The 20,376-nt window shown below is 70.9% G+C and carries 18 protein-coding genes and 1 riboswitch; of the genes, 11 read left to right on the plus strand and 7 right to left on the minus strand.

Annotation, left to right across the window (positions count from 1 at the left end):
- Positions 1-6 precede the first annotated feature (6 nt).
- The 3 genes from PH203_RS23100 (at position 7) to PH203_RS23110 (ending at position 2,163) form a co-directional block, all read left to right on the plus strand.
- Entirely contained in the window at positions 7-513 is a 507-nt protein-coding gene (locus PH203_RS23100) for a helix-turn-helix domain-containing protein (RefSeq protein ID WP_289922308.1), read from the plus strand.
- A 38-nt stretch (positions 514-551) separates the two neighbouring features.
- Complete coding sequence (locus PH203_RS23105) at positions 552-1,019, plus strand: VOC family protein (RefSeq protein WP_289922310.1); 468 nt, start codon at positions 552-554, stop codon at positions 1,017-1,019.
- 193 nt (positions 1,020-1,212) lie between these two features.
- Complete coding sequence (locus tag PH203_RS23110) at positions 1,213-2,163, plus strand: M28 family metallopeptidase (protein ID WP_289922311.1); 951 nt, start codon at positions 1,213-1,215, stop codon at positions 2,161-2,163.
- Positions 2,164-2,253: 90 nt separating this feature from the next.
- Here PH203_RS23110 and PH203_RS23115 read toward each other — a convergent pair whose 3' ends face one another.
- Positions 2,254-4,062 carry a tetratricopeptide repeat protein gene (locus PH203_RS23115; protein ID WP_289922312.1) on the minus strand — a complete coding sequence of 603 codons (1,809 nt, stop codon included), beginning with the start codon at positions 4,060-4,062 and terminating at the stop codon, positions 2,254-2,256.
- A gap of 218 nt (positions 4,063-4,280) precedes the next feature.
- Between PH203_RS23115 and PH203_RS23120 the strand changes: the two genes are divergently transcribed.
- Both PH203_RS23120 and PH203_RS23125 read left to right on the plus strand, forming a co-directional pair.
- The gene (locus PH203_RS23120) at positions 4,281-4,805 is read left to right on the plus strand and encodes a DUF6668 family protein (protein ID WP_289922314.1); all 525 of its coding nucleotides are present in this window, start codon (positions 4,281-4,283) and stop codon (positions 4,803-4,805) included.
- Between the two features lie 90 nt (positions 4,806-4,895).
- A complete protein-coding gene (locus PH203_RS23125) occupies positions 4,896-5,480 on the plus strand; it encodes an NAD(P)H-dependent oxidoreductase (protein ID WP_289922316.1) in 585 nt (194 codons plus the stop codon).
- A gap of 39 nt (positions 5,481-5,519) precedes the next feature.
- On the opposite strand, the gene PH203_RS23130 is transcribed toward PH203_RS23125, so the two are convergent.
- The 5 genes from PH203_RS23130 to PH203_RS23150 form a co-directional block, all read right to left on the minus strand.
- Entirely contained in the window at positions 5,520-6,395 is an 876-nt protein-coding gene (locus PH203_RS23130) for an ABC transporter permease (RefSeq protein ID WP_289922318.1), read from the minus strand.
- Positions 6,382-7,392: an ABC transporter ATP-binding protein gene (locus PH203_RS23135; protein WP_289922320.1), complete on the minus strand. Its 1,011-nt coding sequence runs from the start codon at positions 7,390-7,392 to the stop codon at positions 6,382-6,384. The genes PH203_RS23130 and PH203_RS23135 overlap by 14 nt, the downstream gene beginning before the upstream one ends.
- Positions 7,393-7,425: 33 nt before the next feature.
- The gene (locus PH203_RS23140; protein ID WP_289922322.1) at positions 7,426-8,658 is read right to left on the minus strand and encodes a sigma-E factor regulatory protein RseB domain-containing protein; all 1,233 of its coding nucleotides are present in this window, start codon (positions 8,656-8,658) and stop codon (positions 7,426-7,428) included.
- A 233-nt stretch (positions 8,659-8,891) separates the two neighbouring features.
- Positions 8,892-9,899, minus strand: coding sequence for a CHRD domain-containing protein (locus PH203_RS23145; protein ID WP_289922324.1), 1,008 nt, complete (start codon positions 9,897-9,899; stop codon positions 8,892-8,894).
- Positions 9,900-10,016: 117 nt separating this feature from the next.
- Entirely contained in the window at positions 10,017-11,027 is a 1,011-nt protein-coding gene (locus PH203_RS23150) for a polyprenyl synthetase family protein (RefSeq protein WP_289922326.1), read from the minus strand.
- A gap of 208 nt (positions 11,028-11,235) precedes the next feature.
- Between PH203_RS23150 and PH203_RS23155 the strand changes: the two genes are divergently transcribed.
- The 3 genes from PH203_RS23155 to PH203_RS23165 all read left to right on the plus strand — a co-directional run bounded on the left by PH203_RS23155 (position 11,236) and on the right by PH203_RS23165 (position 15,621).
- A complete protein-coding gene (locus PH203_RS23155; protein WP_289922327.1) occupies positions 11,236-12,738 on the plus strand; it encodes a peptide MFS transporter in 1,503 nt (500 codons plus the stop codon).
- Between the two features lie 28 nt (positions 12,739-12,766).
- Complete coding sequence (locus PH203_RS23160; protein ID WP_289922328.1) at positions 12,767-14,785, plus strand: CocE/NonD family hydrolase; 2,019 nt, start codon at positions 12,767-12,769, stop codon at positions 14,783-14,785.
- Between the two features lie 207 nt (positions 14,786-14,992).
- A riboswitch (cyclic di-AMP (ydaO/yuaA leader) is annotated at positions 14,993-15,169 on the plus strand.
- A gap of 5 nt (positions 15,170-15,174) precedes the next feature.
- Positions 15,175-15,621, plus strand: coding sequence for a transglycosylase SLT domain-containing protein (locus tag PH203_RS23165; RefSeq protein WP_289922329.1), 447 nt, complete (start codon positions 15,175-15,177; stop codon positions 15,619-15,621).
- A gap of 18 nt (positions 15,622-15,639) precedes the next feature.
- Here the strand turns inward: PH203_RS23165 and PH203_RS23170 are convergent, their stop codons facing one another.
- Positions 15,640-16,452, minus strand: a complete 813-nt coding sequence (locus tag PH203_RS23170; protein ID WP_289922330.1) for an HAD family hydrolase — start codon at positions 16,450-16,452, stop codon at positions 15,640-15,642.
- 400 nt (positions 16,453-16,852) lie between these two features.
- Between PH203_RS23170 and fahA the strand changes: the two genes are divergently transcribed.
- The 3 genes from fahA (at position 16,853) to PH203_RS23185 (ending at position 20,364) form a co-directional block, all read left to right on the plus strand.
- Positions 16,853-18,073 (plus strand): fumarylacetoacetase, encoded by a 1,221-nt coding sequence (gene fahA / locus PH203_RS23175; RefSeq protein WP_289922332.1) that lies wholly within the window; start codon positions 16,853-16,855, stop codon positions 18,071-18,073.
- 391 nt (positions 18,074-18,464) lie between these two features.
- On the plus strand, positions 18,465-19,406 hold the full coding sequence (locus tag PH203_RS23180; protein WP_289922333.1) for a M56 family metallopeptidase: 942 nt from the start codon (positions 18,465-18,467) through the stop codon (positions 19,404-19,406).
- Positions 19,407-19,971: 565 nt separating this feature from the next.
- On the plus strand, positions 19,972-20,364 hold the full coding sequence (locus PH203_RS23185) for a hypothetical protein (RefSeq protein ID WP_354671257.1): 393 nt from the start codon (positions 19,972-19,974) through the stop codon (positions 20,362-20,364).
- The last annotated feature ends 12 nt before the right edge of the window (positions 20,365-20,376 follow it).

Genomic DNA, 20,376 nt, shown 5'->3' on the forward strand with positions numbered 1-20,376 from the left:
ACGGCCATGGAAGAAGGCACTTCGAAGTCACCCGGTTACTGCGAGAGCACCGTGGACTATGGCGACGCCGATCCCTTCCAATGGGACACCCGCGAGGACTGTCAGGTGAGGCAGATCCTCGACCGCATCGCCGACAAATGGTCCCTCCTCGTCATCGCCCTGCTGGAGAACCGGCGGCTGCGGTTCACCGAACTACGACGGGAGATCGACGGGATCAGCCAGCGCATGCTGACGGTCACCCTGCGGCAACTGGAGCGGGACGGGCTGGTGAAGCGGACCGTGCATCCGGTGGTGCCGCCGCGGGTCGAGTACGAACTGACGCCGCTGGGCGGGACGTTGCACGCGACCATCCAGTCGCTGGTGACGTGGACGGAGACGCATCAGGGGGAGATCGTGGCGGCGCGGGAGGAGTACGACCGGCGGGAGGTACGCGACGGGCAGGAGACGGGTGACCGGCGGGAGGTACGCGACGGGCACGAGACGGGTGACCGGCGGGCGGCCGGGGCCATTTAGGACGGGCGTTGGCCTGGAGAGCCGCTATAAGTGGCCGCATGACTGCATCAGCGCCCGCACCCGTTCACTGGAAACTCGTCATCGACGCCGGCAACCCGCAGGCCCAGGCCGACTTCTGGGCCGCCGCACTGCACTACGAGGTCGAGGACAACGACGCCCTCATCCAGCGCCTGCTGGAGCTCGGCGCCCTCCCCCGCGAGGCCACCGTCGAGTTCCACGCCCGGCTCGCCTTCCGGGACCTGGTCGCCGTACGGCATCCGGACGATCCGTACGACGAGGGCAGTGGGACCGGGCTCGGGCGGCGGCTGCTGTTCCAGCGGGTGCCGGAGGAGAAGTCGGTGAAGAACCGGCTGCATCTGGATCTGCATCCGGGTGAGGGGGAACGGGATGCCGAGGTCGAGCGGCTCACCGGGCTCGGCGCGAGTGTGGTGCGGGAGGTCAAGGAACCCTCGGGGCAGTGGGTCGTGATGACGGACCCGGAGGGCAATGAGTTCTGTGTGCACTAGGGGCGGTCCCGCTCCCAGAGGGACGGTCCGGCCCCGGAGGGACGGTCCGGCCCCGGGAGCGCCGGCCGGTCCGGAATACGAACTCCCTGTCCTGATACCGCTCTTGACGGAGAGTTAGTCACAGCTTCACCATCCAGGCACCCCATTCGCTGTGGAATCCCTGTGATTCCCGAGGAATTCGGAGCCCCCCACCATGAAGCTCTCCGTTTCCGGGCGTGCCTCGACGGCCGGTCTCATCACCGCCGTCATGCTGCTGACCGGCGGATCCATAGCCGGTGCCGCACCCGCGCCCGACGTGAGCATCGCCGCCGCGCCCGACATACCCGTGGCGAACGTCAAGGCCCACCTCACCCAGCTGCAGTCCATCGCCACGGCCAACGGCGGCAACCGGGCGCACGGGCGGGCCGGTTACCGGGCCTCGCTCGACTATGTGAAGGCCAAGCTGGACGCCGCCGGGTACACCACGACCATCCAGCAGTTCACGTCCTCCAGCCGCGTCGGCTACAACCTGATCGCCGACTGGCCGGGCGGTGACACCAACCAGGTCGTCATGGCCGGCTCGCACCTGGACAGCGTCACGTCCGGAGCCGGCATCAACGACAACGGGTCCGGTTCGGCGGCGGTCCTGGAGACCGCGCTCGCCGTGTCGAGAGCCGGGTACCAGCCCACCAAACATCTGCGGTTCGCCTGGTGGGGCGCGGAGGAGCTGGGGCTCGTCGGCTCCCGCTACTACGTCAACAACCTGTCCTCGGCGAACCGCGCGAAGATCAGCGGCTATCTCAACTTCGACATGATCGGCTCGCCCAACCCCGGGTACTTCGTCTACGACGACGACCCGGCGATCGAGAAGACCTTCAAGGACTACTTCACCGGCCTCGGCGTCCCGACGGAGATCGAGACCGAGGGCGACGGCCGCTCCGACCACGCGCCGTTCAAGAGCGCGGGGGTGCCGGTGGGCGGGCTGTTCACGGGGGCGAGCCGTACGAAGACGGCGGCGCAGGCGGCGAAGTGGGGCGGTACGTCGGGCACGGCGTTCGACCGCTGCTACCACTCGTCCTGCGACACGACGTCGAACATCAACGACACGGCGCTGGACCGGAACAGTGACGCGGCGGCGTACGCGGTGTGGGAGCTGTCGTCCTAGAAAGGCCCAGGAGTCCGGGGGCCAGGAGGCCCAGGAGTCCGGGGGGCCAGGAGGCCTGGGACGTCCAGGGGGTCACCTGGCCCGCCGCGGCTAGGAGTTGAGCTTCCGGGCGCGTTCGGCGAGCCGTCCCATCCGCGTCCGGGCGGACTCGAGTTGCTCGGCGTCCTCCACGGCCGGCCCGTCCTCCATCGTCAACTCGGTCCACAGTCCGATGAGTTCGACCCCCATCCGCAGACCCTGCTCCGGGTCGCGTACGGCACGCCAGGCGGTCGCCGCGCTCTGGACGTTGCCGTACGCGGCCTCTGCGTCCCTCGCGCGGTGGCGGATCCGGGCCAGATCGAGCGAGAGCCCGAAGGCGCGGACGGGGTCGTCGGCCAAATAGGCGATGTACGCGGTGAGTTCGAGCAGCCTCAGCACCTCGGGGTGCTCGCCCCCGAGCGCCCGGGACGCCTCGACGACCGTCTCCTCCGCGAGCCGCGCGGCCTCCGCTATCCGCCCCGACTTCACCGCCTCGTTGATCCGCGCCATCGGCCCGGCGAGAAACACACTGCCGCCGCCGTCATAGGCGGTCGCCGGGTCATCTCCGAGCACGGCCTCGGCCACGGCGTCGAACCCGCGTGGCGGAGTGGGCTTGGGGTCGGGGTCGTCGAGACGGGCGCTGGAGTAGTCGACGGCGGGCTTCGGAGCGGGCGCGGCCACGGACAGGGAGGCGGGGGGCGGTACGGGAGCGGGCGTCTGCGTCGAGGCGGGAGCGGTCACGGGCTGCTCCCCGGTTTCCGGCGCCGGTGCGTTTGCCGATGCGTCCGCCGGGTGTACGTCCGTCGCCGGTGCGTCCATCACCGGCGGTGGGCCGAACTGTCCCGTCGGCGGCGCGACCGTCCCCGGCACCGCGTCCGCCACCCACTCCGGTACCGCCCGCAGCCGGAACGTCGGCACGGCGTCCCGCGGCTCCTGCCCCGCCGGGTCCGGCACGGCCCGGATCGGGAAGGTGGGGGGTTCGGGGGTCTGGCGGAGGAGGTGGGTGGGCTTGTCCCGGTGGGGCTGGTCGGGGTGGGGCTGGTCGGCGGGCTCGGGCGTCTCCTCCAGCTGGGCGGGAGGTACGTCGTCCCAGGTCGACTCGGCCGCACCCGGCGTGCCCGACGGGTCGGACGGGGGCGCGGGCCAGGTGGTGCGGGGCGTGACCGAGGACTGCGGTGGCGCGGGGGTTCCCTCCGCGGACTGCGGCGCGAAGGCCCCGTCGGCTCCGGGCGCTCCCGGCCGGGCGGACGACTCCGGCGGCACGGGGCCTCCCACCGCAGGGTGTGGTGGGAAACCCTCGACCGACTCGGCGGCTCCGGGCGTGGAGGGGGCGGGCGTGGAGGGGGCGGGGGCTGCGGGCGCGTGCCGCTGGGCAGCGCCCGGCGCGGAAGCCGCGGCGTCCCCGGCCGCCCCCAGCGCCCCGGAAGCCCCGTGCGCGGAAGCCCTATGCGCTCCATGCACTCCATGCACTCCATGCGCCAAAGCGACAGGCCCGGACGGCAGCTCCGGCCCGGCGGCGGACGCGGCGGGCAGCGCGACGGGTGAGGTCGGGTGCTGCGCCTCGCCCCGCTCCCCCGGCGGAGCCGTCGGTACCGGCTCCGCCGTGAACTGGCTGGCACCGTTGCTCTCGATGCGCAGGGCGACGACATAGCCGATGCGGTCGTCGTGGACGGTGGCGTGGACGGGGTGGCCGGTGGCGACGGCGATGCGCTGGAGGTGGTTCAGGACGGTGTGCTGGATCTCCTCGCCCGGAACGGCCGACACCGGTACGCCGCCCACCGACGCGCCCCCCTCACCGACGAGGACGTCGATCGGGGCCGCCGCGAGTACCGGGGCACCGGCGTCCTTCTGCTCCCGCTTCTCGCGGCTGAGTCGCGACATCGTTCCCTCACTCGGATCCGTCGGGGAGTGGGTGGACGGCGTGTTCATGTTCCATGGTGCCCCCATCGGCCGCCCGCCTCTCACTTCCCCGGCATCAAGAGCCGGTCGTACACGTACTGTTGAGTAGTCTCTCCGCTCGCTCACGGTTCTCACGTCACCGTGGCGTCACAGGCTCGTCCCAGGCCGGCGCGGGGACGCCGAGGAGAAGGAGAGCGTACGTGGAGCAGGGGCAGGGGCAGGGGGCGGTGCGGAGGCAGGGGCCGGAGATCTGGGTCCGTGGGCCGGTCGCCCTCCCGGAAGATCCGCCGGGGGCCGCCGCCCACGCCGTGGCCTCCACCCGCCGCTTCTCCTTCGTCGGTACGCACGGCGGCGCCGGTGTCTCCACCCTCTCCGTCGTCTACGGCGGCCATGACTGCGGCCGCGAGTGGCCCGCCCCCGACGCGCCCCCGTCGGTGCTGCTCGTCGCCCGCACGCACGCCTCCGGCCTCGCGGCCGTCCTGCGCACCCTGGAAGTGTTCCGCCGCGGTGAGGCTCCGCGCGGCCTCGATCTCGACGCCGTCGTGCTCGTCGCGGACGCCCCGGGCCGGCTGCCGAAGCCGCTCGCCCAGCGCATCAAGGTGATCGAGTCGGTGATCGACGTGTACCGCGTGCCCTGGGTCCCCGCCTGGCGCCTGGGCGACCTCAGCGGCCATCCGCCGCGCGAGACCGAGTCCCTGTGCCGCCTCATGGGCCGCTCGCGCTGAGACAGAGATCTACCGAGACAGAGATCTCCCTCGACAGATACTTGCATGCGCATATAATCGGCGTACGAAGTCCATCACCTGGGGGTTTCCATGACACGCCGTTTCCTGTTCGTGCTCGGCAGCAGCCGCACCGACGGCAACACCGAGCTGCTGGCACGCAAGGCGGCCGAGCAACTGGCCGAGGACGTCGAGCAGCAGTGGATCGACCTCGACGAGCACCCGCTGCCCGACTTCGAGGACCTGCGCCACGACAGCGACCACGTCCGCCCGACCGACGGCAACACCGGCCTCCTCCTGGACGCCACGCTCGCGGCGACGGACATCGTGATCGCGTCCCCGCTGTACTGGTACTCCGTGTCCGCGACCACCAAGCGCTACCTCGACTACTGGTCCGGCTGGCTGCGCACCCCCGGCGTCGACTTCAAGGCCACGCTCGCGGGCCGCACACTCTGGGGCGTCACCGCCCTCGCGCACGAGGAGTTCGCGGTCGCCGACCCGCTGATCGGCACCCTCAACAACTCCGCTGCGTACATGGAGATGCACTTCGGCGGCGTCCTCCTCGGCAACGGCAGCAAGCCGGGCGACGTACTGAACGACACGGAGGCACTGGCGCGCGCGAAGACCTTCTTCGCGCAGGAGGCGCCGCTCGCGCGCTTCCCGTACGACATCCGGTGACGGGAGGGCCGTTGAGCACATCCGGCTCCCGCGGAGTGCTCAGGCCGTGATGTCCTTCGCCGCGAACCTCGCCCACGCCGCCGAGCCGAACACCCCCGCGTACAGGGCCTGGAGGCCGAGGTTCTTCTGGAGGTCGTCCCAGTAAACCGGTTCGCGCATGAGGTCGGCGAAGGACAGCCAGTAGTGGGAGAAGAAGTACGGCTGGATCGCATGGAGCTGGGGGATCTGGTCGAGGATCTGGACGGTGATGAGCAGGCCGACCGTCGTCGCCATCGCCGCGATCCCGCTGCCGGTCAGGGTGGACACGAACAGGCCGAGCGCCGCCACTCCGGTCAGTGACGCGGCGACGACCAGGGCGATCAGGAAGGCCCGGCCCAGGCCCTCCGCGAAGCTGATCCTCGTACCGGAGATGGTGACCAGGTCCCCCAGCGGGAAGAGCAGCGCGCCCACCGTCAGTGCCGAGACCGCGACCACGAGGGTGGCGAGCAGGCAGAAGGCCATCACCGTCGCGTACTTGGTGAGAAGCAGACGGGTACGGCCGGCCGGGGCGACGAGGAGATAGCGGAGGGTGCCGGCACTCGACTCGCCGGCGATCGCGTCGCCCGCGACGACACCCACGGCCATGGGGAGGAAGAAGGGAAGCGTCGCGGCGAGGGCCGTGAAGACCAGGAACAGGCCGTTGTTGGTGATCTGCGAGATGAACGCCGGGCCTCCGCCGCCGCCCCCGCCGGAGCCGACGCCGCCGCCGTCGCCGGTCTCGATCTTCACCGCGACACCGACGAGGATCGGTACGGCCGCGAGGACGCCGAGCAGAGCGAGGGTGCGCCAGCGGCGGAGGGTGGTGAGCAGCTCGCTCCGGAACAGTCCGAAGGTCCACAACGGGCTGACTCTGCCCGCCGTTTCAACCTGCGACATCGAAGCCCTCCCCCGTCAGCGCCACGAACGCGTCCTCCAGCGAGGCCCGTTCGACCCCGAAGCCCCGAACCCGGACGCCCGCCTTCACCAACGCGGCGTTCAGATCCGCCAGTTCACGCTCGGGCGGCTCCGCGGTCACCCGGTCCTCGGTGATGACGACGTCCGAGGCGCCCTGCTCCTTCAGCACCCGCGCCGCGTCCCCCGTGTCCGGGGTCGTCACCACCAGCCGTCCCCGCGCCCCCGCCGCCAGCTCCGCCACCGGGCCCTGGGTGATCAGCCGCCCCTGGGCCATCACCGCCGCATGCGTGCAGACCTGCTCGATCTCGTCCAGCAGATGCGAGGAGAGGAAGACGGTCGTACCGTCCGAGGCCAACTCCCGTACCAGGGAACGGATTTCGCGCATTCCCTGGGGGTCGAGCCCGTTGGTCGGCTCGTCGAGGACGAGCAGCTTGCGGGGCTGGAGCAGGGCCGCGGCCAGCCCCAGCCGCTGCTTCATGCCCAGCGAGTACGCCTTCGCCTTCTTGCCCGCGGCGGCCGCGAGGCCCACCCGGTCCAGCGCGGCCGCGACGCGGGCCCGCCGGGTGCGCGGGTCGGCGGTCGGGTCGGCGGCGTCGTAGCGGAGGAGGTTGTCGCGGCCGGAGAGGAAGCCGTAGAGGGCGGGGCCCTCGATGAGCGCACCGACGTGCGGGAGTACCGCGCGGGACGAGCGGGGCATGGGGCGGCCGAGCACCCGTGCCGTGCCGGAGGTGGGCTCGATGAGGCCCATCAGCATGCGGATGGTGGTGGTCTTGCCGGAGCCGTTCGGGCCGAGGAAGCCGAAGACGCTGCCCGTCGGGACGGTCAGGTCGAGACCGTCGACGGCGAGCTGCCCGCCGCGGTAGCGCTTGGTGAGGGCGCGGGTGTGGATGACGCTGTCCTCCACACCGGCGCGCTCCTGTGCACCGGCGCTGTCACCGTCGCCCTCCGGTTGTGACTCCGTGGCGGGCGGCTGGTCCATCGGCTCCCTCGATTCGTCCTGCGCGTACCGCGGTCACTTGGCTTCGTTCGCCGCCTCCACCAGCGCGTCCTTGGTCACCGCACCCACGTACATCTTGCCGTCGTCGGTGATCAGCGCGTTGATCAGCCGGGTCTTGAACACGGTGCCCTCGCCGAACTTGCCGCTCACCTTGTCGCCGAGGGAGTCGAGGAAGCCACCGAAGGCGCCGCCGGCCTCGGAGCCGGAGGGGATGCCCTGGCCGCCGGTGTCGAAGGTGGCGATGGAGTCCCAGCCCTCACCGATGACGTTGAGCCCGCCGGGGCCCTCGGCGCCCTCGAAGCCCTTGGCGAAGTCCTCGTCCGCCTTGCCGCCCTCGGGCAGGGAGTGCTCGAAGTCGCCGTCCTGCTGCTCCTCGGTGACCTTCGCACCCTTGGGCGGCGTGAAGTCGAAGGTGGACGCTGCCGGTCGGGCATAGCTGATCTGGGTGAAGCCCGCGTCGACCACCGCCGCGCCACCGCTCGCCGGGGTCAGCGTGAACTTCAGCGGCAGCCCGGTCTTGGCATCGACGGCCACGGTGATCTGGCCGACGGTGGACCCGGAGTCCTTGGGCTTGATGACGAGCCGGTAGGCGTCGCGCCCTGCGACCTGCGCGGTGCCTTCGACGGTCACGGAGGTCGTGTCGTCGACCGCCTTCAGGGCGTCCTCGGTGAGGTCCTTGGGCGTGGCCGGGACCTCTTCCTCCTTCGAGGAGCCCTTCTCGAAGCTCTCGTCGGTCGTGGCGTGGAAGACCTCGTTGGTCGCGCTGTCGTAGCCCCACACGTCCTTGCCGTTGTGGATGAGGCTGTACTCGGCGGCGTCCTCCAGCAGCGACAGCTTCTGCTTGTCCTCGCCGTCGGCCGCGACCCGCAGCGTGTGCGTACCGGAGGCCAGTTCGGTGAGCTTGGCCGTCGGGTCGGCCGACGAGCCGTCGCCGGACCCCGGACCGCGACCGGAACCGCCGCCGCCCGTCAGGCTGTCCCCCAGGCCGCCGAAGTCCGGCAGCCCCAGATCCGTGGTGATCTTCACGGTGCCGGACAGCTGCTGTACGTCCGACGCGGCGATCTTCTCTATGAGTTGCTGGGCGCTGATCTCCGGTAGGTCGGGGTCGCCGGAGTCGGCGAGCGCCGGGACGAGCCCGATGGTCGCCGCGGCCACACCCACGACCGCGACCGGGACGACGTACCGCGCGGCCTTGCGCCGCCGTGGCCCCAGGTCCTCGGTGCTGTCGTCGGATTCGTACGGTGCCATGTTGTGCCCTACCTCCGTCATAGGCGGCGGCCGATTCCTGAGCGCACGCATCCACCCCGTGCCGCCATTCTCACCCGAATCGGTGAGGATTGGTGTTTTCCGTGGTGTCCATCTGACCAAATTGACCGACTCGAAGCGTCAGCCCACGGAGCCAACTCCGCGTACACCTGGGGTATGACATGACACATCGGCGCCCCCTACGACCCGTAGGGGGCGCCGATGTGTTCACAGGGTCAGCCACGCAGGAACACGTAGTCCGCCTGGTACGGCACCCCGACGATCGTGCCCGGTGTGCAGGAGCCGGCCGGGGCCACACCGCCCACGGTGTTCAGGCGCAGGATCTCGGTGGTGTCGGCGAGCAGGCCGTGGTGCTTGCCGGACTGGGTCGCCTTCAGGTCCAGCTCCGGGATGTTGCCGTCGCCGTTCGGCGTCCGGGAGATGACGGACCCGGTGACCGCGCTGCCGTCCCGCGCGATCCACTGCGGGGTACCGGAGTTGGGCTTCACGAACGAGTGCGCGATCTTGCCGCCGAGCCGCGCGCTGACGTCCCGCTGGGCGAAGGCGTACCCGCCGCCCTCGACCGGCTTGCACTCGTAGATCTGCTTGCCCTTGATGACGGACGCCTGGAAGTTCTTCAGTGCGTCGTGGAAGGCGAACCCCGCGACGGTGACCTTGTGGAGCTGGCCGCGGACGGCTCCGCCGGGGAACTCGGCGGTGTGCAGGTTGGCGTAGAACGCACCGGGGTCGGACTTCAGCGCGTCGAGCAGTGCCGCGTCCTTCACCTTCACGGTGCCGGTGACGCTGTGCCCCTTCGCCTTCTCCAGCAGCTTGGTGAAGTCGACCTTGACGCCGCCGTTGGTGCCCTTGGCGCCCTGGTGGATGTGGAGCAGGGTGGGCTTGCCGGTACCGCGCCAGGTCACGGCCACGGAGACCTTGTCACCCTTGACCTTGATGAACTCCAGTGCGGCGCCGTCCTTGTCGCCCACGGCAGGGCCGCCCTCGACAGGCACCTCGTTGGCCCCGCGAAGACTGGCGGCGAGGATCGTGCCGCCACTCCCTCCGAGGGCACCGCTCTGGCTGACGATGCTCTCGCCGGCGGCGTGGCCCGCGTGGTCGGCGCGGTCACCTCCGGCGGCGAAGGCGGGAATCACCGCGGCGGCGACACCACCGGCGGCGGCCACCGCGACGGCGGTGACGATCAGGCTCTTACGGCGTGCGGAGTACGTCGCTTTGATGCCCATGATTCTTTTGTCTCCCCGTATTGCAGCTGACGCCCCCTGCGTCAGCTTCTGGGTATGAATACGGAGGCGATCTCAAGTTGGACTCAGTCCAGCTTTGTGACGTGCATCACAGGGCCTCTATCCGGCCCGATGCACCACCGCGTCACACAGCTCCATCAGCGCCGCCTTCGAGTCACACTCCGGCAGCGGAGCCAGCGCGGCCCGTGCCTCCTCCGCGTACCGCACGGTGTCCCGCCGGGCCTGCTCCAGCGCGGCATGCCCCCGCAGCGCGGCCAGCGCCTCCGCGTGCCGCGCGTCGTCGGTCAGGTCGGAGTCCAGCAGCTCGCACAGCGCGATGTCCTCCGCGAGGCCCAGCCGGGCGGCGCGTTCCCGCAGCCGCAGCACCGGCATGGTCGGGATGCCCTCACGCAGATCCGTGCCCGGCGTCTTCCCGGACTCATGGGAGTCGGAGGCGATGTCCAGCACGTCGTCCGCGAGCTGGAAGGCGACCCCCAGCCGCTCCCCGTACTGGGTCAGCACGTCGACCACCGTCTCGTCGGCGCCCGACATCATCGCGCCGAACCGGCAGGACACCGCGACCAGCGAACCGGTCTTGCCGCCGAGCACGTCCAAGTAGTGCTCGACCGGATCCCGGCCGTCCACAGGCCCCGCGGTCTCCAGGATCTGCCCGGTCACCAACCGCTCGAACGCCTCGGCCTGGACGCGGACCGCCTCGGGCCCGAGGTCGGCCAGGATGTGGGAGGCGCGGGCGAAGAGGAAGTCACCGGTGAGGACCGCGACCGAGTTGCCCCAGCGGGTGTTGGCGCTGTCGACACCGCGCCGCACGGCGGCCTCGTCCATGACGTCGTCGTGGTACAGCGTCGCGAGGTGGGTCAGCTCGACGACCACCGCGGAGGGCACCACACCTGGCGCATAGGGGTCGCCGAACTGGGCAGTGAGCATCACGAGCAGCGGACGGAAGCGCTTTCCGCCCGCCCGTACGAGGTGCTGTGCGGCCTCCGTGATGAAGGGGACCTCGCTCTTGGTGGCTTCGAGCAAACCCTCCTCGACGGCCGCCAATCCGGCCTGGACATCGGCTTCCAGAGCCTGGTCCCGCACGCTCAGCCCGAACGGCCCGACGACGGTCACGAGGGGTCTCCTGTCTGCTGGTGTCTACTGGCGATTACACGGTTTGTCGATAGGTCGCTGCCATCACTCAAGTCAGCGTATCCGGTCACCTTTCGATCACCGATGCCGCCCACCCGTGACAGCAGGGGCGGTATCGGATCACGACCGGTATGTTTTTGATCACCTGAAAAGAACGGATATCTATCGATTTACACGGAAGTAGTAGAGCGTGTCTCGAACAACCGTTGACGCAGCGCCCGGAAACCAGCCGCCCCCCGAGGACGACACCGCCTTCTTCGGCCAGCCGAAAGGCCTGCTCACGCTCTCCGGTCTGGAGGTCTGGGAGCGTTTCTCGTTCCTGGGCATGCAGGCCATCCTCGTCCTGTACTTCGCCGACTCCGTCGCCCACGAGGGCATGGGCATGTCGGCCGGAACGGCCGCGTCCGTCTCCGCCGCCTACGGCACCCTCGTCTACCTCGTCTCGGTCGCCGGCGGCTGGCTCGCCGACCGCATGCTCGGCTCGTACCGCGCGGTCTTGTGGGGCGGCATCCTGATCGCCTGCGGCCACTACTCGATGGCCGTCCCCACCGCGACCATGACCTGGGTGGGCCTCGGCCTGATCAGCGCCGGCACCGGCCTGCTCAAGCCCAACGTGGCCACCATGGTCGGCAAGCTCTACGCCACCGACGACGACCGCCGGGACGCCGGGTTCGCGCTCTACTACATGGCGATCAACATCGGCGCCTTCGCGGGCCCGCTGGTCACCGGCTGGCTCGGCGACCACAAGGGCTGGCACTGGGGCTTCTCCGCCGCCGCGATCGGCATGACCTTCGGGCTGGTCCAGTACGTCGTGGGCCGGCGTCACCTGGCCGGGCGCAAGCGCTCCGCCGAGTTCGCCCTGGCCCCGGACGCCATGCGCCGGGCCGTCCGCCTGATCATCGCGGGCACCGTCGCCGTCGCCGTGACCGCCGGTCTCCTCGCCGCCGCCGGCCGGCTGACCATGGACCGCTTCGTCGACCTGCTCACCCTTGTCTCGGTGATCGCCCCGGCCGTCTACTTCGCGGTCATGTTCCGCAGCCCTCGGGTCACCGCCGAGGAACGCGGCCGCCTCAGGCCGTACATCGTCCTCTTCCTGGCCTCGACCGTCTTCAACTTCATCCTCTTCCAGGCCTACTCCACGATGATGCTGCTGGCCTCCACGAACGCCGAGACGACCATCCTCGGCTTCGACTTCCCGGCCGGCTGGTACGCCTCCGCGCTCGGCGCCTTCGAGGTCGGGCTCGCGCCCTTCGTGGCCGCGCTGTGGGTCCGCATGGGCCACGGCCAGCCGCACGCCTCCAACAAGATCGCGATCGGGGTCGTACTCGGCGGTCTGTCGTTCCTGCTGATGGTCCTGCCGACGAGTGGCCACGGAAGCGACGACTACCTCATGTCGGCCTGGTGGATCGTCGGTTCCTACTTCCTGCTGGGGCTCGGCGACATCCTCCTGGAGACCTCCGGCATGTCGGCCACCACCAAGCTCGCCCCGGTCGCCTTCTCCAGCCAGACCATGTCCCTCTGGTTCCTGTCCCTCGCCCTCGCCAACGGCATCCAGGCCCAGACGGTGAAGCTCTACGACAACGTCTCGCATCCGGCGTACTTCGGCGTCAACGGCGCGATCGCGGTGGCCGCGGGCCTCGCCGTGATGGCCGCCGCGCCCTGGCTGCGCCGCACGATGCACCCGGTCCACTGAAACCGACGGAGCCACTGGGGTCACGCTCATGCACATCCGTACGTCCTTCCCCTACGAGACGACCCACGAGGACCTGCGCATCCCGCTCCCGGACGGAACGCTCCTGTACGCGCGCGTGTGGCGGCCGCTCACCGAGGAACCGGTACCCGCTCTGCTCGAATACCTGCCGTACCGCCTGACCGACTGGACCGCGCCCCGCGACTTCCAGCGCCATCCCTGGTACGCGGGCCACGGATACGCCTCCGTGCGCGTCGACATCCGCGGGCACGGCAACAGCGAGGGCATGCCGACGGACGAGTACTCGGCGACCGAGCTGGCCGACGGTGTCGAGGTGGTCGACTGGCTGGCGGCGCAACCCTGGTGCGACGGCAGGGTCGGCATGTTCGGCATCTCCTGGGGCGGTTTCAATTCCCTCCAGATCGCGGCCCTCGCGCCCGAGCCGCTCAAGGCGGTCGTCACGGTCTGCTCGACGGACGACCGCTATGACAACGACGTGCACTACATGGGAGGTTCCGTCCTCGCGGTCGACATGCACGCCTGGGCCGCCACCATGCTCGCCTTCGTCGCACGCCCGCCCGATCCGCGGTACGCGGGCCCGGCCTGGCGGGACCTGTGGCTCAAGCGCCTTGAGCGGGTCGACCCGTTCATCCACACCTGGCTGGCCCACCAGACCCGGGACGACTACTGGCGGCACGGCAGCGTGTGCGAGGACTACGGCGCGATCGACGCGGCGGTCCTCGCGGTGGGCGGCTGGCACGACCCGTACCGCGACACGGTCCTGCGCCTGGCCGAGCACCTGCCGCCGGACCGCGTACGAGGACTCATCGGCCCCTGGTCCCACCAGTACCCCGACCGCGGTCTGCCGCCCGGCCCGGCGATCGGCTTCCTCCAGGAGACCCTGCGCTGGTGGGACCACCATCTCAAGGGCATCGACACCGGCGTCATGCGCGAGCCCCTGCTCCGGGCGTACGTCAGCGACTCGCACCGCCCGGCCACGACGTACGACACGCTCCCCGGCCGCTGGGTCGGCGAACCGTCCTGGCCCTCCCCCAACGTCACGACGGTCTCGTACGGCCTTCAGGGCGCCCCCGTGCTGGTCCGTTCGCCGCAGCACACGGGGGTCGACGCGGGCCGTTTCTTCCCGTTCGGGAACGACGCGGACCTGCCGCCGGACCAGCGGGAGGAGGATGCACGCTCGGCCTGTTTCGAGTTCGCGGTGGGTGCGGAGACATGGGTGCTGGGGCGGCCTCGGGTGCGGCTCAGGGTGGCCTCGGAGGTGTCCCGCGGACAGGTGATCGCCCGGCTGTGCGATGTGGCGCCGGACGGGTCGTCGACGCTGGTCACCCGGGGTGTGCTGAATCTGTCGGCGCGGCTCGGGCGGGACCGGGCGGTGCCGTGGGAGCCGGGGGCCACGCAGGAGGTGGTCTTCGAGCTGAACGGGATCGGGCACGCCTTCCCGCCCGGGCACCGGATCCGGCTGGCCGTGTCCTCCGCGTACTGGCCGTGGGTATGGCCGCAGCCCGGGTCGGAGGCGGGGTTCACGCTGGAGCCGGCGGGCAGCTTCCTCGAACTGCCGGTCAGGGCAAGGGAATCGGACGCGTCGATCACCTTCGACGAGCCCGAGCAGTCCGAGCCGCTCGGGGTGACCGGCGGCGTAGCCGCTGCTGGATGGAGCCCGGCCACGCTCGATGAGGCGCGCCCCGAGCGCCTGGTCGTACGCGATGTCGCCAAGGGCGGGTGGCGCCTTGAGGTCGACCCCCGGTACGGCGGCACGCGCGTGTATCCGGACGGTCTGGAGTTCACCGAGGACGCGCTGGAGACGTACACGATCAATGAGGCGGACCCGTTGTCGGCGAGCGCCCGCTCGGAGTGGTCGATCCGGCTGCACCGGCCCGAGGAGGCCTGGGACACGACGGTCCGTACCCGTTCGGAGACCACCTGTGCGGCGGCCGAGTTCCTGACCTCCAACGAGGTGATCTGCACGGAGGGCGGCGAGGTGGTGTTCCACCGGACGTGGGAGAGGCGGATTCCACGGACGGCCGGTTAGCAGTGAGTTGGCATTGATTGACCGTTTTGCCGCTCTTGCGCTCGATGGTGACTTGCCTCACGCCCGCATGCCCGTCACCCCCGGAATCTAGCGGTCCATTTGCCGCGGATCATGCTCAACGGGCGTGATGTGTGAATCCGGTACTTGTTCCGGACATGTGCTCTCGCATACGTTCCCGGCCCAGGGCGGACGCCTAATCCTGCCGCCGCCCCAAGACCGCTCACCCAAGAGAACTTCACGGCAGGAGCGGGGGACCCAGGTAAGTCGCCGGACCGGCCTTTCGAGGACCGGTACGGCTCGGGGTGAAGCCATGCCTTCTCCGGTGTGGCCGGGCATCTCCCGCCCGAACCCGACAGCTCACCTCGCAGGCGCCGGAGAGGAACCTCGTCATGCGCCTGTCCCGCAAACTCGCCGTCACCGGTGCCGCCGTCGCCGCACTCGCCTTCCCCGTCATCGGCGCGACCACCGCCTCCGCGGCCACCCCGAGCGCGGTCTCCGCGACCTCGCTCGGCTACTCCGACACCCTCGACGGCTGGATCCGCGCCTCCCTCCAGGTGATGGCGGACAACGGCATCCCCGGCTCGTACGACGGCATCTACCGCAACATCATCCGCGAGTCCTCGGGCAACCCCTACGCCATCAACAACTGGGACTCCAACGCCGCCGCCGGCACCCCCTCCAAGGGCCTCCTCCAGGTCATCGACCCCACCTTCCTGGCCTACCACGTGGCCAACACCTCGTGGGACCCCTACGACCCGGTCGCCAACATCACCGCGGCCTGCAACTACGCGGCGCAGCGGTACGGGTCGATCGACAATGTGTGGGGCGCGTACTGAGCCCTTCCAGGGGCCCGCTCAGACTTTCGGGAAGAGTCTTTCGAGGACGACGGCGATGCCGTCGTCCTCGTTGGACAAGGTCACCTCGTCGGCCACAGACTTGAGTTCGGGGTGGGCGTTGGCCATGGCCACGCCGTGGGCGGCCCAGTCGAACATGGGGATGTCGTTGGGCATGTCACCGAAGGCGATGGTCTGGGACGGGCCGAGGCCGAGGTGGTCGGCGGCCAGGGCCAGGCCCGTCGCCTTGGTGATGCCGCATGGCTGGAGTTCGACGGTGCCGGGCCCTGACATCGTCACCGTCGCGAGGGAACCGACGACTCCGCGGGCCGTCGCCGCCAACTCGTCGTCGGAGAGGGCCGGGTGGCGGAGCAGGACCTTGCTGATCGGCTCACACCACAGGTCGTCGCGCCGGTCGACCCGGACGGCGGGGAGAGTGGGGTGCGGCATCAGATACCCCGGCTCGATGAGGGTCAGCCCGTCGACGCCGTCCTGGTCGACGGCGGCGTACACCTGACCCACCTCGGCCTCGATCTTGCCGAGCGCGGTCTCGGCCAGTTCCCGGTCCAGGGTGACCGACCAGAGCAGACGGTCCGCACCGGCGTCGTACACCTGCGCGCCCTGCCCGCACACCGCGAGCCCCGTACTGCCCAGGTCGTCGAGCAACGGCCGCACTCTCGGGGCGGGGCGGCCGGTCACCACCAGATGCCGGGCCCCGGCCTGCGCCACCCGCGCGAGCGCGGCGAGCGACCGGTCGGAGAGCGTGTCGTCGCCCCGGAGCAGGGTTCCGTCCAGGTCAGTGGCGATGAGTGAATATGCGGTGGGTACGGCCATGATCAGAGAATACGGATGGAAACCCCCATCGACTCGACGCGAACCGGACGGCTGCACCTTTCACATACGTTGACGTCGGCTCCGGTTGGGCGCTCAAGTGGAATCTCGTACCACCAGTTCGTTGCGTCCAGGGCGGGGCCCTGCAACAGCCGCGCGCGGAACGGGCTTTACACGATGGGGTCAGGCCGCGGATCGCGCCGACCCCGCCCGCAGTCCCCAAAGGACGCCAAGCCGGAATCAATGCCTCCAACCGAGCCCTATATATACATTACGAACTCTTCAGGCCCTCCCGAGGCAGGCAACTCGGCCGTAACGTGTGGCGCGACCACGTGGCACACGCGGTGATGTGGCACACGCAGCGATGCAGCGCACGCAACGATTGAGAGCGAGGCAGCACCCCATGCCCCCCTTCGATCTCCCCGAGGGCGACCCCTTCGGCCCGCACAACCTCCCCTACGGCGTCTTCTCGCTCCGCGGTTCCCCGGGCCGGACGGTCGGGGTCCGGCTCGGCGACCATGTCCTCGACGCGGGCGCCGCGGCCCACGCCCTGGGCTCGCCGTACGCCGCCCTCCTCGCCCGGCCCTCCCTCAACCCGCTGCTCGCCGCGGGCCGCACCGCGTGGTCGGACGTACGGCGGGCGGTCACGGCCTGGGTGACGGTCCCCTCGCACCAGTCGGCCGTCGCGGACTTCCTCCACCCCCTGTCCTCGGTGACCCTCCACCTCCCCTTCGAGGTCGCCGACTACGTCGACTTCTACGCCTCCGAGAACCACGCCCGAAACGTCGGCCAGATCTTCCGCCCCGATGCCGCCGACTCCCTGACCCCCAACTGGAAACACCTCCCGATCGGCTATCACGGCCGCTCGGGCACGGTCGTCGTCTCGGGCACGGATGTCGTACGACCCTCGGGGCAGCGGAAGTCCCCCGCCGACACGGCTCCCGTCTTCGGCCCCTCCGTCCGCCTCGACATCGAGGCCGAGGTCGGCTTCGTCGTCGGCGTGCCCTCGGCGATGGGCTCACCCGTGGTGCTGGGCGACTTCCGCGAGCACGTCTTCGGCCTCTGCCTCCTCAACGACTGGTCCGCGCGCGACATCCAGGCCTGGGAGTACGTCCCCCTCGGCCCGTTCCTCGGCAAGTCGTTCGCCACGTCGGTGTCGGCGTGGATCACTCCGCTGGACGCACTGGACGAGGCGCGGGTGGCCCCGCCGGAGCGGACGCACGAGCTGCTGCCGTACCTGGACGACACCGGCCTCGCCGACGAGCCCGGCGGGTACGACCTCCGGATCTCCGTCGCGATCAACGGGCACGTGGTGTCCGAGCCGCCTTTCTCCACCATGTACTGGACCGCCGCGCAGCAACTGGCCCATATGACGGTCAACGGCGCCTCGCTGCGGACCGGTGATCTGTACGGCTCGGGAACCGTGAGCGGGCCGTCCGAGCGGGAGCGGGGTTCGCTGCTGGAGCTGACGTGGAACGGGCGGGACGCGCTCGAACTCCCGGACGGCAAGCGGACGTTCCTGGAGGACGGGGATGCGGTGACACTGTCGGCGTGGGCGCCTGGGCCGGGTGGGCTGCGGGTGGGGTTGGGGGAGGTTGTGGGGCGGGTGGTTAGTGGGGGGTAGGAGGTCCTAGGGGGAGGGCCCCGGAAGGAAGACCTGGGGGAAGACCCGGGGAGAGGAGGGCGGGGGCGAGCGGGGCGTGAGTGGGTGAGGTGGGGCGGTGAGTGGATGAGATGGGGCGGTGAGTGGGTGAGATGGGGCGGGTGGCCGTAGGGCCCGCGCGCGGGGCGTGAGCGCGGCGAGGGCCGTTGAAGGGGGCCTGCGTGCGCCGTGTCCGTTCTGTCCCCTGACTCCACCCCTCCGGCCCGTCATACTGGCGGCGGGCGACAAGGTGACGTGTCCGCGCCGCGTGGACGCGGTGCGATCCGCTCGCCGCACCACGCCGCCCCGCAGCCTTCTTCATTGCCTTTGGGTGCCCTTCATTGCCCTCCGACCAGGATCCGGAGCCCGTGGGATGACCTTCTGCCTGCTCCTGCTGAGTGCCGTCGCCCTGACGGCCGCCGTGCCGGCGCCCCGCGCGCTGACCCGCGCCACCTGGCCCGAACGGGAACCCGTGGTCGCCCTGTGGGTGTGGCAGTGCCTGGTCGCCACCGTCCTGATGTGCTGTCTGACCGCCCTGGTGCTCGGCGCCGCGGCCGTCTTCCACACGGTCCGCGACCATGTCTTCGCGCCCGCGCCCCCGGCAGTGACCGCGGCGTACGACCTCTCCGCCGCTCCGGCCTGGGCGGCCCTGCTGACCCTGTTGCTGGCCTGCGGTGCCGCCTGGACGACGGCGATGCTCTGCCGGGAACTGATGGAGGCCCGTCGGCGCCGCGACCGGACCCGGGCCCACCTGCGCGAGCGTGCCCCGGAACTGCCCGGCGGGCTGGAGCAGGCCGCGCGCGGTCCGCTCCTGGTGCTGGAGGACGAGTACCCCGACGCCTGGTGGATGCCGGGCAGCCCGCCCCAGCTGGTGGTCACGACCGGCGCGCTGCATCGCCTGACCGACCACCAGCTGGACGCCGTGCTCACCCACGAGCGCGACCACGCCCGGGCCCACCACGACTGGCTGCTCCACCTGTCCACGGCCCTCGCCACCGGCTTCCCCCGCATCCCTCTCTTCGCCCACTTCTGCGACCAGACCCACCGCCTGGTGGAACTGGCGGCCGACGACACGGCCTCCCGCCGCTGCGGCCACATGACGACGGCCTTGGCTCTGATCGAGCTGAACCAGCACCGAGGTGTCCTCTCCTGCTCCTCCAGCCACCGCCTGCTCGGTGAGCGCGTCGACCGCCTCCTGGAACCCCGCCCCCGCCTGCTGCGCAGACAGCGTGCGCTCACGGCGACGGTGGCGGCGCTGGTCCCGCTGCTGCCCCTCCTGATCGTGTTCGGACCGGGGCTGACGGCACTGGCGTAGCCGGCGGAGCGGGTGGGTGCGTGACCGACAGAGCCGGTGGACCGCGTGACCAACAGAGCCGGTGGGCCGCGTGACCGACAGAGCCGGTGGGCGCGGTGACCGTCGCAGCCCGCCCGGCGCGGTGCCGCTCGCAGCCTTCGGCTCGGGTGGCCTGCGGGCCCGGTGGCCTGGGCCCAGTGGCCTGCGGGCCCGGTGGCCTACCGGCACCGCCTCCGGGCGCCGCGACCGGCACAGCTTGCGGGGCTCAGGTGGTGGCGTCTGCGCCGCGTGGGCGTCTGGTCGAACGCCCCGCCCCGCACCTCAAGCGCCCTGCGAACCCAGGTGGCAGATCTGTCGGACCCCGGTGGCAGATCTCCGCCCCGACCTCGCAAACCCCCGGCTCAGCGACTGAGGTCAGGGTCACGATCGCCAAGGCCCTGGCGACGGTGTCCGTGAACCGCCCAGGCCCGCACGCACAGGACTCCCCGAACCCACGGCCCGCAACACCCCGGCCACCTCGCATCGCCCGGACCCCGACCCGGCAGACCCCACCACTCCCCCGGCTCCCGCCCCACCCGAGGCGCTCGTGTCGCACTCTCCGTCCGGGCAGCGCTCACCGGCCTCGTCGACGAACCCGACGCCCTTGTACGCACGGCCGCCTACGGCGCACTCGGCGTCACCGGTTGCCCCGAACCCGCTCGCCGCCCGTGCCGTGACCGCCCTGGCCGACCCCGACTGGCAGGTCAGGTCCGGCGCCGCGACCGCGCTGGCCGCGGCGGTCTCCGACGCCGCCGTCCCCGCCCTCGCCCTCGCCCTCGCCAAGGCCCTCGCGGACCGCCGACGCCGACATGCGCAAGGCCGCGGTCCTGGCCCTGGCCCTGGGCCGCCACGCGCCCACCGAGGACGCCGCGCGGCCCTCGCCACGGGGACGACCGCCTCGGACGCGGACGTCAGGGCGTATGCGTCACGGGCCGTGTGACGGGACCGGAGT

The organism is Streptomyces sp. S.PB5 (genome assembly GCF_030403745.1).
Lineage (GTDB): Bacteria > Actinomycetota > Actinomycetes > Streptomycetales > Streptomycetaceae > Streptomyces.